The 14,498-nt window shown below is 70.6% G+C and carries 17 protein-coding genes and 1 riboswitch; of the genes, 5 read left to right on the top strand and 12 right to left on the bottom strand.

The genetic code is table 11. The features are described 5' to 3' along the window. Nucleotides 1–107 precede the first annotated feature (107 nt). Together ACQP1V_RS00685 and ACQP1V_RS00680 are read right to left on the bottom strand one after the other, a co-directional pair. On the bottom strand, nt 108–857 hold the full coding sequence (locus ACQP1V_RS00685; protein WP_433220622.1) for a glycosyltransferase family 2 protein: 750 nt from the start codon (nt 855–857) through the stop codon (nt 108–110). Further along, nucleotides 854–1,195 (bottom strand): STAS domain-containing protein, encoded by a 342-nt coding sequence (locus ACQP1V_RS00680; protein ID WP_387417099.1) that lies wholly within the window; start codon nt 1,193–1,195, stop codon nt 854–856. Before ACQP1V_RS00680 ends, ACQP1V_RS00685 begins: the two co-directional genes overlap by 4 nt. Before the next feature lie 173 nt (nt 1,196–1,368). On the opposite strand from ACQP1V_RS00680, the gene ACQP1V_RS00675 reads away from it, so the two are divergent. Then, nucleotides 1,369–1,731, top strand: a complete 363-nt coding sequence (locus ACQP1V_RS00675; RefSeq protein WP_387417100.1) for a hypothetical protein — start codon at nt 1,369–1,371, stop codon at nt 1,729–1,731. 46 nt (nt 1,732–1,777) lie between these two features. Here ACQP1V_RS00675 and ACQP1V_RS00670 read toward each other — a convergent pair whose 3' ends face one another. After that, a complete protein-coding gene (locus ACQP1V_RS00670) occupies nt 1,778–2,491 on the bottom strand; it encodes a response regulator transcription factor (RefSeq protein ID WP_387417101.1) in 714 nt (237 codons plus the stop codon). A gap of 97 nt (nt 2,492–2,588) precedes the next feature. Here ACQP1V_RS00670 and ACQP1V_RS00665 point away from each other — a divergent pair, with 97 nt between their 5' ends. Beyond that, nucleotides 2,589–2,756 (top strand): hypothetical protein, encoded by a 168-nt coding sequence (locus ACQP1V_RS00665; protein ID WP_169806647.1) that lies wholly within the window; start codon nt 2,589–2,591, stop codon nt 2,754–2,756. Between the two features lies 1 nt (nt 2,757). Here the strand turns inward: ACQP1V_RS00665 and ACQP1V_RS00660 are convergent, their stop codons facing one another. Together ACQP1V_RS00660 and ACQP1V_RS00655 are read right to left on the bottom strand one after the other, a co-directional pair. Continuing rightward, a complete protein-coding gene (locus ACQP1V_RS00660; protein WP_245658515.1) occupies nt 2,758–3,204 on the bottom strand; it encodes an ATP-binding protein in 447 nt (148 codons plus the stop codon). Between the two features lie 97 nt (nt 3,205–3,301). Further along, the gene (locus tag ACQP1V_RS00655; protein WP_433417699.1) at nt 3,302–5,176 is read right to left on the bottom strand and encodes a PAS domain S-box protein; all 1,875 of its coding nucleotides are present in this window, start codon (nt 5,174–5,176) and stop codon (nt 3,302–3,304) included. A gap of 86 nt (nt 5,177–5,262) precedes the next feature. Here ACQP1V_RS00655 and ACQP1V_RS00650 point away from each other — a divergent pair, with 86 nt between their 5' ends. Continuing rightward, nucleotides 5,263–5,826, top strand: coding sequence for a methylated-DNA--[protein]-cysteine S-methyltransferase (locus tag ACQP1V_RS00650; protein ID WP_387417103.1), 564 nt, complete (start codon nt 5,263–5,265; stop codon nt 5,824–5,826). Between the two features lie 181 nt (nt 5,827–6,007). Further along, complete coding sequence (locus ACQP1V_RS00645; RefSeq protein ID WP_433417696.1) at nt 6,008–7,306, top strand: lipase family protein; 1,299 nt, start codon at nt 6,008–6,010, stop codon at nt 7,304–7,306. A 52-nt stretch (nt 7,307–7,358) separates the two neighbouring features. Here ACQP1V_RS00645 and ACQP1V_RS00640 read toward each other — a convergent pair whose 3' ends face one another. The 4 genes from ACQP1V_RS00640 to ACQP1V_RS00625 form a co-directional block, all read right to left on the bottom strand. After that, entirely contained in the window at nt 7,359–8,708 is a 1,350-nt protein-coding gene (locus tag ACQP1V_RS00640) for a purine-cytosine permease family protein (protein ID WP_433417693.1), read from the bottom strand. Further along, a riboswitch (TPP riboswitch) is annotated at nt 8,699–8,820 on the bottom strand. It overlaps the preceding gene by 10 nt. Before the next feature lie 345 nt (nt 8,821–9,165). Further along, complete coding sequence (locus ACQP1V_RS00635; RefSeq protein ID WP_387417106.1) at nt 9,166–9,495, bottom strand: rhodanese-like domain-containing protein; 330 nt, start codon at nt 9,493–9,495, stop codon at nt 9,166–9,168. Nucleotides 9,496–9,602: 107 nt separating this feature from the next. Next, nucleotides 9,603–10,361 carry a cytochrome d ubiquinol oxidase subunit II gene (locus ACQP1V_RS00630; RefSeq protein WP_433220606.1) on the bottom strand — a complete coding sequence of 253 codons (759 nt, stop codon included), beginning with the start codon at nt 10,359–10,361 and terminating at the stop codon, nt 9,603–9,605. Between the two features lie 36 nt (nt 10,362–10,397). After that, on the bottom strand, nt 10,398–11,588 hold the full coding sequence (locus ACQP1V_RS00625; RefSeq protein WP_433417690.1) for a cytochrome ubiquinol oxidase subunit I: 1,191 nt from the start codon (nt 11,586–11,588) through the stop codon (nt 10,398–10,400). Between the two features lie 85 nt (nt 11,589–11,673). On the opposite strand from ACQP1V_RS00625, the gene ACQP1V_RS00620 reads away from it, so the two are divergent. Then, nucleotides 11,674–12,000, top strand: coding sequence for a helix-turn-helix transcriptional regulator (locus tag ACQP1V_RS00620; protein WP_433417687.1), 327 nt, complete (start codon nt 11,674–11,676; stop codon nt 11,998–12,000). Between the two features lie 15 nt (nt 12,001–12,015). Here the strand turns inward: ACQP1V_RS00620 and ACQP1V_RS00615 are convergent, their stop codons facing one another. The 3 genes from ACQP1V_RS00615 to ACQP1V_RS00605 form a co-directional block, all read right to left on the bottom strand. Beyond that, a complete protein-coding gene (locus tag ACQP1V_RS00615) occupies nt 12,016–12,693 on the bottom strand; it encodes a permease prefix domain 1-containing protein (RefSeq protein ID WP_433417684.1) in 678 nt (225 codons plus the stop codon). Between the two features lie 162 nt (nt 12,694–12,855). Continuing rightward, entirely contained in the window at nt 12,856–13,734 is an 879-nt protein-coding gene (locus tag ACQP1V_RS00610) for an Fpg/Nei family DNA glycosylase (RefSeq protein ID WP_433417682.1), read from the bottom strand. Nucleotides 13,735–13,798: 64 nt separating this feature from the next. Further along, entirely contained in the window at nt 13,799–14,398 is a 600-nt protein-coding gene (locus ACQP1V_RS00605; RefSeq protein ID WP_067138299.1) for a TenA family protein, read from the bottom strand. Between the last annotated feature and the right edge of the window lie 100 nt (nt 14,399–14,498).

The raw sequence follows: 14,498 nt of genomic DNA, 5'->3' as shown, positions 1-14,498 counted from the left end.
CCGTAGAGGCTGTGGACAACCGGGCCGACTCCGATCGGAGCCAATCACGGCTGGTCAGCCCGGAGACGCGTCCGCGGGCTCCGGGCTCCGATCCGATCCGGGGCCGGTCAGCTCCGGATGGTCCGGAGGATGGCGTCGGTTCCCTTCATGACGGCCGGTTCCCTGGCGGCCAGGGCCCAGCCGACGTCTCTGAGCTGCTTGGCCCGGTGAAGCTGGGACCTCCAGTCGTCGCCGGTGGCCCGGTGCGCCATCTCGACCTCGACCTCCTGCACCCGGAACCCCTTGCGGATCAGGTCGATCGTCAGTCCGGTCTCCACGCCGAACCCGCGGGCGAGCGGAAGCGCCGCGTCGAACGCGGCCCGGGTCAGGCAGCGCTGGCCGTTGAGCGGCTGGGTCGCGTCGAAACCGGTGGCCCGCTTGATGCCGTCGCGGGCCAGCCGTACCACGATGCCGTGACCGCCGAGCTTCACCCTGGTGGCGAAGACGGCGATGGTCATGTCGGCCGTCCCGGCACGGACGGGCGCGATGAGGGGAGCGGCCTGCTGGGCGGTCTCGCCCAGGTCGGCGTCCAGGAACAGCAGGTGCCGAGGCGTCTCCTCGTCCAGGAGGCGCACGGCCTCGGCCCCGCTCTCCATGGCCGCGGCCTTGCCGGCGTTCCGGCTGTGCCGTACGACACGGGCCCCGGCGGCCTTGGCCACCCGGCCGGTCTCGTCGGTCGAGCCGTCGTCGACGACGACGACGAGGTCGACCCCCGGAAGCCGCATCGCCGCGGCGACCGTGGCTCCGATCCGATCGGCCTCATCCTTGGCCGGGATGATGACCGCGGTGTCCGCAGGCCGCTCCACCAGGTCACTCATAGAAATTCGGCCACCTCCGCAGGGACGCTCTCATGGACGGTGAAGACCGAGTCCAGGCCGGTGACCTGGAGGATCTTCCGTACGGCGGGGCGAGGTGAGGCCACCTCGAGGATGCCGCCGCGCTCGCGCAGCCGCTTGAGAGCGGAGAGCAACACGTTCATGCCGGTGGAGTCGCAGAACTCCACTCCCGACATGTCGATCACCACTCGCTCCGGCCCGGTCTCCAGCAGGCGGGTGAATTCCGCCTGTAGGCGAGGCGCGGTATATAGGTCGATTTCGCCGACAATGGCCATTACGGCCTGGCCAGCATGGGTTTGCGTCGCGACTTTGAGCTCCACAGCGCGCACACTAGCGCCGTACCGGCCTGGGGTCACGTTCCCCCAGGCTAACCGAAGAGTCGCCCGCGCTTTGTCCCCGATTCCGCCCTCACAGAAACGCGCGGTGCGGGAAGCTTGACGGAAAGCGACACCCGGCTTGGGGCGAAGGGACGAGTGTGTCAGGCGCAGCAGGCATGGAACCCCCCGAGGATCCGCAGCGACGGCTGCTGCGCGAGCGGCTGGAGGCCATCCAGATCCGCACCGAGAAGGCGACCTCGTGGCGCGACGGCACCGGACACCTCCAGGCGCTCATCAACCGCGAGGGGTACGTCCCGGTCACGGCGCGGCTGGCCGGGGAGGACCTCGAATTCCTCGCCGCCGCGCGCGAGGAGCTGCTGAGCCTGTCCGAGCTTGGCATCCGGCTGCTCGACCTCCACCAGCCGAGGGACGCGGGCGGCATCACCAGCGACACCGCCAACCCCATCCTGCGCTGCCGCAGTTGCATGTGGCGGTGGCCCTGCCCGACATTTCGCGCGATGTACGACGCGTTCTCCTGACCGGCTCCCGACCGGCTCCTGACCGGCTCCTGACCGGCTCCCGGGCTCAGCCGACGGGCTCGTACCGGTAGCCCACGCCCCACACGGTGATGATGCGCCGCGGCTCGGCGGGGTCGGTCTCGACCTTCTCCCTCAGCCTGCGCACATGCACGGTGACGGTCGAGGAGTCGCCGAAGGACCAGCCCCACACCTGGTTGAGCAGCGCGCTCCTGCTGAACACCTGACGGGGGTTGCGCAGCAGGTGGGCGAGCAGGTCGAACTCCCGCGCGGTCAGGTCGACCTCCCTGCCCGCGAGCCGTACCTCATGGGTGCCGACGTCGAGGACGAGGTCGCCGTCGGCGAGCACGCCGGCGCCCAGAGGCGCCACCGCCCCGGTACGGCGCAGCACGGCCTGCACCCGCAGTGCGAGCTCCCGGGGGCTGAACGGCTTCGTCACGTAGTCGTCGGCGCCGGTCTCCAGGCCGACCACGCGGTCGATCTCGGCGCCGAGAGTGGTGAGCATGATCACCGGAGTCGGGCCGCGTCCGTGCTCGCGGTCGTGCTCGCGGAGCCGTCCGCAGAGCCGCAGGCCATCCGCCCCGGACAGCGCGAGGTCGAGGACGAGCAGGTCGGGCGGGTCGGCGAGCGCCCGCTCCAGCGCCTCGGCGCCGTCGCCCGCGCACTCCACGACGTGTCCGTCGCGTTCCAGGAAGCGGGCGACGACCTCGGCCACCATCGGGTCGTCGTCGACCACCAGGATGCGGGCGGTTCTTCCGGTCACGCGCCCATTCTCACGGTCGCCGGGCCGGCGTCAGTCGTGATTCACGTGAAACGTCCAGATCTTCGCGGTGGCGGGCGGCAACGCGTACCTTGTGGCTATGGCCCGTACCGTACTGACCGTCCTGGCTGTCGTTCTCGCCATCTGGCTGGTCTTCGCGTTCATCATCCCGGCGCTGTTCGCCACGCTGAAGTTCCTGCTCATGTTCGCGATCATCGCCTTCCTCGTGGTGGCGGCGATCACGCTCATGGGCAAGATGTCCCGCTGAGTCATCCTCGCAGGGCGTGAATTTCGGGCTCTCGCTCCTGGCCGTTTCGGACAGGCTGCGGCAGCGCGAGGATCGCCCACACGGTGGTCGTCTCGCCCTCGTGGCGCACGCCCCACTGCTCGGCGAGGTATTCGACGATCCCGAGGCCGCGGCCGCCCAGCGATGAGAGCGTGGGGCGGCCCGCGCGCGGTTCGGTGGTCGCTCCCCCGTCGCTCACCGCGAGCTCCAGCCGGCCTTCCGAGCACGTCCAGGCGAGCCTGAGCTGCCCTGATGGCAATGGGTGAGCGTGCCGCAACGCATTGCTCAGCAGCTCGCTCACGACCAGGACGGCATCATCCACGGTCGTACTGAAGAGCCCCGAAGCGAGCAGATCCGAGCTGAGACGCCGACGCGCGGTGGCGACGCTCGCCAGCGCGTAGGGCAACATCACGACGCTCGACGGACTCACTTTCCCCCTCCCCCAAGGAGACAACACACCCCAGTAGGACCGAAATGCCCCATTCGGGGGCCCAAGAAACCGCACCTTTCATCACAGGTTGCACACATCAGATCATGTGATGCTCACCTCGCGACACGGCGGCCGCCTCGTTGAGGACGAAACGCATCCGGGTGCCACCACCCGGCCGCGAGTGGGCGGTCACGTCGCCGCCCTGCGCGCGGGCCAGGTTGCGCGCGATGTAGAGCCCGAGCCCCACACCGCCGAATCGGCGCCGGTTGCCACTGTCGGCCTGCACGAACCGTTCGAAGATCCGCTCCCGGTCCGCGGGGGCGATGCCCACCCCCTCGTCGTCGATCACGAGGACGACCCGGCCCTCCTCCGCCCGCGCCTCGACCCGGATCAGGCCGCCGTCCGGGGAGTACTTGAACGCGTTCTCCAGGAGCTGCCCGAGGAGGATGTCGGTGGCCAGCGAGTCACCGTGGACTTTGGGCAGATCGTCCGGGATGCCCACCTCGACGCGGTGCCGGTCGGACAGCACCGGCAGGCCGAGGGTGGCCGCGCGGACCCGCTCGCCCAGGTCGAACGTCTCAATCCTGATCCGCATCTCGTCCGCCCCGGTGCGGGCGCCGAGCAGCAGGTGGTCCACGAGCCGGCCCAGCATCCTGGCCCGCTCGGCGATGGTGTGGACGGCCGAACGGCGCTCCGCGTCGGACAGGTTGTCCCAGCGGGCGTCGAGCGTGCTGGCGAAGCCGTGCACGATCGTGATCGGCGTGCGCAGCTCGTGGCTGGTGGTGGCGAGGAACAGATCCTTGGCCTCCTCCAGCTCCTTGGCCCTGGTCACGTCGCGGAAGTCGGCCACGACCTCGCCCGTCTCCGGGATCGCGGCGCACAACACGTCCAGCCAGCGTCCGGAATCGAGCTGGATGGTGAGTTTCTCGCCCGGCTCGGGCAGCGGGAACGGCGGCGGCCCGCCGATCACCCGCTCGGCCGGGAAGCCGGTCAGCTCGGCCGCCGCCGGGTTCCACTGGGTCACCCGGCCGGCCTCGTCGAGCACGCCGATGCCGTCCGCGCTCGCATCGAAGACGGCCCGCTCGTGCGCGCGCTGCCGTACCGCCTCCTGGTAGGCCTGGGCGTTGCCGACCGCGATGCCCGCGTGGCCGGCGAGCAGCTCAAGCAGCTCCAGCTCGACGTGCCCGGCCTTGCCCTTCGCGAACAGCGCGTACAGCGCGCCGTACGGCCGTCCGCCGACGGCGGCGATGCCGACCGCGACGGTGTGCAGCCCGGGGAGCCGGGCCCAGACGAGGTCCTCCAGGCCCGCGGGGCTGGTCTCAAGCAGGACCGTCTTCCCGGTGCGCAGCAGCTTGCCGACCAGGCTGGTGTGCAGGTCGGCGGTGACGCCGCGCAGCTCGGACGGGATGTGGTGGCCGCTGACGAGCCGCAGCCGCCCACCCTCGATCAGCACGAAGCCGCCGGCGTCCGCGCCGGTGAGCTCGGTGAGGCTGCCCGCGATCCGGTCGAGCACGACCGGCAGGTCGAGCGCGGCGTTGATGTCGGCGACGACGTCGGTCAGCCGCCGGACCAGCCGGGCCCGGCGCGCCGCCCGCGCCGCCTCGTCGTCCTCGGCGAGGTGGTAGACGCTGACGTATCCGAGCAGCGTCCCGCTGTCGCTCCGCAGCGCGTTGGTGTCGGCGCGGACCTCCAGGAGGCGGCCGTCGCGATGGAAACGCCTGGTCCGCAGCGACACCTGGCCGCCGGTGCGCACGCGTTCCATGACGGCGTTGTGCTCGGCCATCAGCTCGGCCGGGACGATCGGGGCCCGCCGGCCCATGAGCTCCTCCGCCGTCCAGCCGAACAGCCGCTCCGCCGCGGGGTTCCATCCGAGGACGGAGAGATCACGGTCCAGGGCCACGATGGCGTCGGGGGAGCTGGCGACGGCAGCCCGCGCTATGCCGTCCTCGTAGTCGCTCCTGTCCTCACCCACTCCCCCATGGTGCCCCCTTTCCCTCTCTGATCTTGAGGTTTTGCATCCGATACGCTTCGCATACGCACTGAGAGGAAGTGGGGCGCATGTCCACAGCCGACCTCGAAGCCCTGCTGCGAGTGACCGCGCGGGGATACGTGGGGGAGTCCCCGCCCGAGGTCGCCTTCGGCACCGTGGACGCCCCGGTGGGCCGCCTCACGCTCGCCGCCACCGGGCGCGGCGTCCTGGCGTGCAGCTACGAGGACGAGCACGCCGTCTACGGCCGCATCCACCGGGACGTCAGCTCGTTCATCGGCCCTGATCCGCGCCGTCTTGATCCGGTGCGCCGGGAGCTCGACGCGTACTTCGAGGGACGGCTGCGGACCTTCTCCTCGTCCGTGGACCTCCAGCTCGTCTCCGCGTTCGGGCGGACCGTCGTCCAGATGATGGCCGCCGTGCCGTACGGACAGGTCACGACTTATCAGAACATCGCGGAACGGATCGGGCGGCCGCAGGCGCTCCGCGCGATCGCCAACGCGCTCGGCGCGAACCCGGTGTGCCTGCTCTTCCCCTGCCACCGCGCGATCGAGGCGCCCGGCGTGCTCGGCGGGTACGCCGGAGGCCCCGCGGCGAAGGAGGAACTGCTCCGCCTGGAGGGCGCCCTCGCCTGACCTGGGAATGTGTTTGCGAGTTGCAGGGATTTGTCCCGCTTTGTCGCGGAAATTGTCACGGACAGGCGGGACCCCACGGGCACGCTCGACGCCGGACGGCACAAGCCGTTCCGGTTTTTCATGACACCCGGGAAATGGTCGAAACCACCGCCTGAAATCACGTGACCGGAAGGTGTACGGCATGGCGAATGTGGACACCGCGCGGAATACCCGCCAAGCGGACAAGTCGGTTCCCTCCACGGCCGAGCAGGCGAGCACCGGGAAAATGCCCGCATCATCCAGGGCGACGGGCGAATTCCGCCCTCTGGAAATGGAGGCGCGGCTGCGGGACACCCTGGAGATCGGCGGCCTGTGGACCCGCGACGCGAAGGCACCCACCTACGAGGAACTACGGCCCTACGGACCGCGGGAAACCTCTGGATTCCCCGTATACAAGGACCTGGAACAGCGGCTGCTGAACGCCGCCGAGCACCCCGACCCGGAAATCGCGCACGTCATGGCCACGTGCGCGGCCTACGCCTATTCCGGACCCGAGACGGTCTCGATGATCATGGCGAGAATGGGCCTCGAAGACAACCAGTGCCGGATGATCCAGGCGTCCGTGGACGCGATGGGGATTCATTCGACCGCTTTTCTCATCCAGAGCAAGAGCGGCCGGGTCGCCATTCTCTGTTACCGGGGCGCCGAGCCGTCCGACTTCGCCCACCGGCTGACCTCGACGGACCGCGAGCCCGAGCGGATCGCGTACCGGGCCTGCCATCCGTCGGCCACCGTCCACGCGGGCATCTACCGCAACGTACGAGCGACCAGGTACGAGGTCATGAACGCCCTGCGGAACGCCTCCGACCGCCACTCGGTGCGTGCCTCGCTGCCGAACGGCTCCCCGGGGATCGACCTCGGGCGTGTGGACGGGCGGCTTGAGGCCCTCTACATCACCGGGCACGGCCACGGCGGGGCGATGGCCGCGCTCATGGGCGTGATGATCCGGCGGGAGCGGAAGTACCGGGAGGCGCTCGGCGACCACCTGCGCGCCGTCTACACGTTCGGTCAGCCCATGATCGGCGACAGGCGGTTCGCCGAGGCGTGCGACCGCGACGACTTCCTCCGCGAGAACGTCGTCCGCTACATCTACGACCGGGACGTCGTTCCGCACCTTCCGCCCGCGGCCTCGGGGCCTTTCCGGCACTTCGGCCGGGAGTACCGCTACGAGATCCCGCACCTCCGCAACGTCATGGCGGGCGCGCTCGGCCGTCCCGAGTCGCACCTGCCGGGCCGGGCCGGCGTGTGGCGCATCGCCGGGCACCATGCCGGGCAGTTGCCGCACCTGCTGGGGGTAGCGATCACCGCGCCGGCGTTCGTGGCCCGCGCGGTCCCGATGGCCCGGTCGCTCCCCGCCGTCCACTCGATCGACGACCACCTGCCGCATCACTACGTCTCGGCCCTCACCCCGCCCGGGGTGCAGAACGAGTTCGGCGACTGATCGAACGTGCCGGGGCTCCGGGCGGGGTGGCGCCCGGAGCCCCGGCGGGCGTTCACCGGCCGTGCCGTACGGACCGGGCGGCGGCCAGGCGGGCGAGCAGGCCGGTCGCGAGCATCGTCAGGGCCGACACCAGGAACGCGGCCAGCGCGGCATTCATCCACGGCTGGTGGCCGAACCCGATCGCGTCCCGGACCCGCGCCCACACGCCGTCCCACCACGCGACGGTCGGGGTGACCGTGACGATCCAGTACGCGGCGAAGCCGAGAACCCATGGGGGCAGGGTCAGCCAGCGCAGCGGCGCGTCCTTGGCCATGTTCCACCGGGCCGCCCCGCCGAGCAGGAAGTAGTCCACGGCGAGTACGGCGAACATCGGGACGAACACCGCGCCGATCACGCTGAGGAACGCGCCGTACGAGTTCACGTCGGCGAAGAGGGCGATGGCGATGGTCAGGACGCCGATCGACACCGAGATGATCCGCCGGTCCACCCGGGGCGCGAAGTTCTGGATCGAGACGGACGTGGAGTAGACGTTGGCGAACGACTGATCCACCTCGCGCAGCACCAGCATGCCGAAGAAGAGCGCGCCGAGCGGCGCCGCGACGAACGGCTCCCAGACCTTGTCGGCGTCGTTCCCGACCAGGGCCAGGGCCGCGATGCCGAGCGCCAGGCAGGCCACCTGGGCCACGGTGTAGCCGCCGACGATGCCCGTGAAGGCGCCCGAGCTCGACCGCGAGTGCCGGGCGTAGTCGGCCGCGACCGGCACCCACGAGACCGACAGCGCGATCACGTAGTCGACGGCGGGCGCGAACGCGTCCCACGACCCCGCGTCCAGCGACGGCGCGCGGCTGAACAGCGCGACCGACAGCCACACCATCGAGACGATCACGCCGACCGTGACGTACCGCCTGAGCAGCCGGAGCGCGCCGAGGGGACGGATCGTCAGCGCGATGGTCAGCGCCCCGGCCGCGACCACCCAGACCTCGTACGGCACCGCGTCGCCGAAGATCGCCTCGGCGCCGGTGGCGACCACCCAGAGCTCGAACGCCCCCCATCCGAGGAGCTGGACGATGTTGAGCACGGTCGGCGCGTATGACAGCCGCGCGCCGAACAGCCCCCTGAGCAGCACCATCGCGGGCTGCCCGGTGCGCGCCCCGGGGATGGCGGCGAGCCCGACCATGGCGGTGCCGATCAGACTGCCGACGACCGCCGCCAGGATGGCCCCGGTGAAGGTCAGCGGCTTGCCGCCCAGCGGGTCGAGGAGGAACAGCGCCCCCGAGAAGCCGAGAAGGCTGACGCCGAGATTGGCCCAGAAGGCGCCCTGGTCGAGCGCTCCGAGGGTTTTCGGAGCCTCCTCCTCAAGGGTGAGGGGGGCTTCCACATCGTCGAAGACGGCAGGCGCCATCACACGCTCCCTACGCCGGCATTATCCGGACAGGTTCATGCGGTCGGCGGCGCGCCTCGTCAAGGAGCCGCCCTCTCAGCCCGGTTACGCCCGAGCTCCCGCGCTATCGAGTTGTCGTCCCGGATTATGACATTGATGGGCGAAATGTCCAATGCCCGCGCGAGCCCCATCCATCATCACGGCGCCCAACCATCACGCGAGGGGCGCGGCGGTGTCCGGACTGAGGAACGAATGGACTGAGGAACGAGCGACGCCGCGAGGGGCGCGGCGGTGTCTGGACTGAGGAACGAGCGGGGAGCGAGGGACGAGCGACTCCGAGTGACGAGGGAAGACATCGCCTGAGGGCGCACCGAGCCGCGCGAGCGGAGCGAGCGCAAATAGACACAGAGACGAGGGAAGACATCGCCTGAAGGCGCCCCGAGCCCGCCGAGCCGGAGGCGCGGCAATTAAACGCAGCTCAGGCCACGAACGGCGTTCCCCCGTCGTCGTTCACCATGGGGAGGCCGGCGGTGGCCCATGACTGCATGCCGCCGTCCACGTTGATCGCCTCGCGTCCGATGTGGTTGAGCCAGGCTGCCGCGTGGGCGGAGCGACCACCAAGCCGGCAGATCACATAGATCGGACCGTCCGGCAGCTCGCCGACCCGGCCCTGCAACTCACCAAGGGGGATGTGGCACGCGTTCGGCGCGTGCCCGGCCCGCCATTCGTCCGGCTCGCGAACGTCGAGCAGGTACGCCCCGTCCGGCAGGGATTTCACGTCGATCTCAGGGAACGTCATACCGTCCATTTTTCCAGCTGTGCCGCGTTGAAGGGCACGCTCCGCCATCCGGGAGCTCCCGGCAGAATCCGGGCGCGACGTGCGGGCTCGCCAGGACGGCACGAGCCCGCACGCGGTCAGAAGAACGACGGGACCCGGGCGCCGACGCCTGTCCGGGCGCGGCGGCCAAAGGCGCGCCACACCCATACCTGGGCCGCGACCATGACCGGCACGCAGGGCAGGAGCACCAGTGTGAGCACGCCCAGCGTGCCCGACGGGGCCACATGGTCGAGCAGCCACGGGGCGGCGACGACCAGCGGCACCGCCACCGGCACCGCCGCCAGGGCCGCGGAGCCGAGCAGCGCCCGGCCGGTACGGCCCGGCCCGCCCGCCCGCCACGCGGCGAACCTGCGCCCATGGATCGCGAACACCCCGACGACCACCGCCGCGTAGCCCACCCCGAGTGGGGTGAGCACCGGACCGCCCTGGACGAGGGCGGCCAGGGCCAGCCCCCAGGTGAGGGCCAGCCCGTACGAGCCGACGCAGAGGGCGCCGTCCCAGAACGCCCGCCAGGCCCGGCCGTCGAGCCTGCGCCGGAACCACAGCCCGGCGTCGCGGATCACCCAGGACACGAGCAGCCCGACGACCAGGGGATACAGGGCGAACAGCGTCTCGCCCTCCAGGTGGGGGAACGCGCCGAACAGCACGCCCGCCACCGCGACCAGCCACACCTCACCGGCCAGGACGAACGGCGCCATGCCCGCCACCAGCCGGTCCCGTTCCTCCCTGGTACGGCCCAGCACGGGCAGCAGCATCCCGATCCCGATGTCGAAGCCCTCCAGGGCGAAATAGCCGATCAGCAGCAGCGCGAACACGCCGAGCCAGAGGATGTCCATCGTGCTCTCCTAGAAAGGCGGCCTGGGGGGCGGGGGCTAGAGGGTCAGCGCGGGGGCGGACGCGGCGGGGTCGGGCCGCCCGGGGTCACCGAGGGTCGCCGCGGCCGGGCCGCGCCGTACCGTGCGGGCGATGAGCGCGTAGTCGATCACGGCGAGCAGGCCGAGCACGGCGGTGAAGGCGACGAAGGACGCGGTGATCATGCCGGGGGTGAGCCCGGGGGACATGGCGTCCTTCACGGTCAGCCGGCCGTACACGATCCACGGCTGGCGGCCGATCTCGCGGACCAGCCAGCCGAGGATCGCCGCGATGAACGGCATCGGGGTCATGAGCATGAGCAGCGGGTGGATCCACCGCCAGCGGGCCAACCAGTCGCGGAAGAGCAGCGGGGTCAGGACGAACAGCACACCGAACACGGCCAGCTCGCCGATGAGGATCATGAAGCCCAGCGACGTTCCGACGACCACGTTCCCGTCGAACTTGCCCGGCTGGACCCGCCCGACCGGGCCGAACTGGGCGAAACCGAAGCCCACCGCGACCAGGGTGCCGACGAGCGCCCCCACCACGCCGACGCGCAGCGAGCGGACGAAGAACTCCCTCTCGCGGGTGCGGCGGAAGAGCTGGTACGCGCTGGCCCCGATGATGACGGAGCTGCCGGTGAACAGCCCCGCGCCGAGCACGTGGGGCAGCGCGAACACGAGCGTGGGGTTGGTGAGCAGCGCGCCGAAGTCGGTCAGCACGAGGTGGTCGCCGCGCACCTCGGCCCCCGCCGGGTTCTGCAGGAACGAGTTCGCGACCAAGACCCAGAACGCGGACGCGTACGCCGTCAGGGTGACCAGCCAGATGCAGGCCAGGTGGAGCCATCGGGGCAGCCGGCCCCAGCCGAAGATCCACAGGCCGAGGAAGGTGGACTCCAGGAAGAAGGCTCCCATCGTCTCGACCGCGAGCGGCGCGCCGAAGACGTCTCCCGCGTACCGGGAGAGCCCGCTCCAGCTCAGCCCGAACTGGAACTCCATCACCAGGCCGGTGAAGACGCCCAGCGCGTAGTTGATCACATAGATCTGGCCCCAGAAGCGGGCCATCCGCTCAAAGACCGGCTTTCCGGTGATGACATGCCGCGTCTGGATGATCGCAACAAGGGGGGCCAGGCCCAGAGTGAGCACGACGAACAGGAAGTGCAGGACCCCAGTCACCGCGAACTGCGCCCGTGCCAGATCGAGCACATTCATGTTCCCACTCCCTTGTTATGCCTTCCTACATATAGAGAGCCTACATGTAGGATGACAAGAACGACACAGGGATTAGGGTGAGGCCGTGAACACCAACGCGCTCCATGGGCACATGGACGCTCTGCTGCTCTCCGTGCTCGAACACGAGCCCCTGCACGGGTACGCGATCATCGAGGCACTTCAGGAACGCAGCGGTGGAGCGCTCGCCGTCCCGACCGGCACCGTCTATCCCGCGCTGCGAAGGCTGGAGCGCGCCGGCTACCTCGCCGGCGAGTGGGCGACCGTCGGCGGACGCAAACGCCGCACATACCGGCTCACCGGCACGGGCCGTTCGGCTCTCGCGAGCGAACGGTCGGCCTGGCGCGAGTTCACCGCCGCGATCGGCAGCGTCCTGGAGCCGCGCACCCGCTGACCGGCCGGGCCCCGATCAGGCGGCCGAGCGCGGTGTGAAGATCAGACAGCGGGTCGCGCTGGAGAGCTGCCACAGCATGAACGCCCAACTGAACAGCGTCGCCACGACGCCGGGCGGGTACGACGAGAAGCCGTCGAACGACGCCGACATGGACAGCAGGAGGGACAGCGCGCCCACCAGGGGCACCTCCACCCAGACGAGGACGCCCAGCGCGCGGGTCACCAGCCAGGGCCGGGCGAGCCTGCGCCGGGCCGGCCCGAAGGCGAGGAGCGCCACCGCGGCCAGCACGCCGACGGCGAGCTGGGTGTAGTCGACGATCCGGGACACCGGACGGAACCAGCCCGGCCACTGGGCGATCTCCGTTACCGGATCCACCGGGAAGATTCGCCAGATCATGCTCCACATGAGCGCGGTGAAGGGAACGCTGAGGAACAGCAGCAGCGCCGTCCGGCGTCCCTGCCCGACCGCGAGTTCCTCCTGGTACGTGGGGGCGATCTGGGCGATCGGGCCGAACTCCTCGACCGCCAGCCGCTCGGCGTCCGGCCGGAGCAGGCCGTCCGCCTCCAGCGCCTCGGTGGCGTCGACCAGGCCGTCTCGCGCCTCGGCGAGCAGGTCGCGCTTGGCCCGCAGGGGGCCGCGCAGGGAACGGCCCAGCCGGGTCACGTAGTCGTCGATGACACTCGTGCTCGCCATTCCGTCCCCAGTCGGTGTGCCCCGCGTGGTGTGCCCATGGTGTGTCCCGCACCCGCGCGCCAGTCGCGGGGCGCCTCCATCTTTACCCGGGACGGCGCCGCGGCAATCAGTGAGAACCCTGACCCGCTCCCCGACTTCTCCGCGCCCGACGCCCCCGCGTCGCTATTTCAGCAGCTTGGACAGGCGGCGGTCGGCGAGTGGCTTCCCGCCGGTCTGGCAGGTCGGGCAGTACTGTAGGGAGGAGTCGGCGAACGACACCTCTCTGATCGTGTCGCCGCACACCTCGCACTTCTCGCCGGTGCGCCCGTGCACGCGCAGACCCGACTTCTTCTCCGCCTTGAGGTCCTTCGCGGCCAGCCCCCTGGCCCTCTCGACGGCGTCGCGCAGCGTGGTCACGATCGCTTCGTGCAACTCGGCGACCTGCGCCTCCGTCAGCGTTCCCGCGATCTTGAACGGCGACATCCGGGCCACGTGCAGCACCTCGTCGGAGTACGCGTTGCCGATGCCCGCGATCACCTTCTGGTCGCGGAGCAGACCCTTGATCTGTGTGCGGCTGCCGGCCAGGATCGCCCCGAGCGCCTCGGGCGGGAAGTCGGCGGCCAGCGGGTCGGGCCCCAGGCTCGCGATCCCGGGGACGTCGCCGGGATCGCGCACCACGTAGACCGCGAGCCGCTTCTGCGTGCCCGCCTCGGTGAGCTCGAACCCGGGGGCCCTGCCGTCGCCGTCGGGGGCGAGCCGTACCCGGACCGCGAGCGGGCCCTTGCCCGGGCGGACCGGCTTCGCGCCCGCGAGGTCGTCCCTCCAGCGCAGCCATCCGCCGCGGGCGAGGTGCGTGACGAGATGCGTGCCGTCGCAGTCGAGGTCGAGGAACTTGCCGTGCCGGGCGACCCCGGTCACGGTCAGCCCGCCCAGCGCGGAGACCGGCGGGTCGACGGTCTTCAACGCCTGGAAGGCGACCACGTTCACAGCGGCGATCACACGGCCCACGGCGCGCTCGCGGAGGAACTCGGCGAGCGCCTCCACCTCGGGAAGCTCCGGCATGCCCTCACATTAGCTGCCGCCCCCGGGCGTCACCCACCATCCGTCCACAGGCTGTGGACAGGCGTCACGGCACGTCCCAGAAGGCCAGCTCGTGCCGCATCCCCTCAAGGAAGAACTCCTCGGCGCGCTCCGGCCGCACGTCGTCGATCATCTGCGCGATGCGCTCGGAGAGCGCGGCGAAGGCGGGGTCGGCGTAGGTGTCCACCCACGCCTTGTACCGCGGCTCGGCCGGCGGGTTCTCGGCCAGGATCCGCCCCAAGGACGAATACCCCCACATGCACGGATAGAGCGCGGCCAGGCCGTTGCCGTAGTCGGCGGCCGACTCCAGCAGGAACGACGTGTACGCGGCGCAGGCGGGCCCCTTCTTGGCGCCGCCAAGGTCCGCACCGAACCCGGCGGAGAGCGACCGGTGCAGGTCCAACTCCTCGTGCCAGGTCGAGTACGCGAGGTCGACCAGCGTGCTGAGGTGGGCGTCGGGGGCCTGCCACGCCAGCCGGGAGAAGACCCGGACGTAGTCGAGGAGGTACAGGTAGTCCTGCTCCAGCCACGAGCGGAAGACCTCGTCGGGCAGGTCGCCGCCGGCGATGCCGCGCACGGTGGGATGCGCGAGCTGGGCCTCCAGCAGCGGACGACCGATGACGTGCAGTTCCTGAGAAATCCCCATAAGTGGTCATTCTTACCGATATCCGCAGCGGGACCGACCGCCACCGGGCCCGGCTCGCTGTCCGGAATGTCCGGCCGCGCGTCCGGTCAGGCCGGCTCGT

The sequence above is a fragment of the Microtetraspora malaysiensis genome, from assembly GCF_050947145.1.
Classification (GTDB): Bacteria; Actinomycetota; Actinomycetes; order Streptosporangiales; family Streptosporangiaceae; genus Microtetraspora_A; species Microtetraspora_A malaysiensis.
This window is presented reverse-complemented; position numbering and strand designations above follow the sequence as displayed.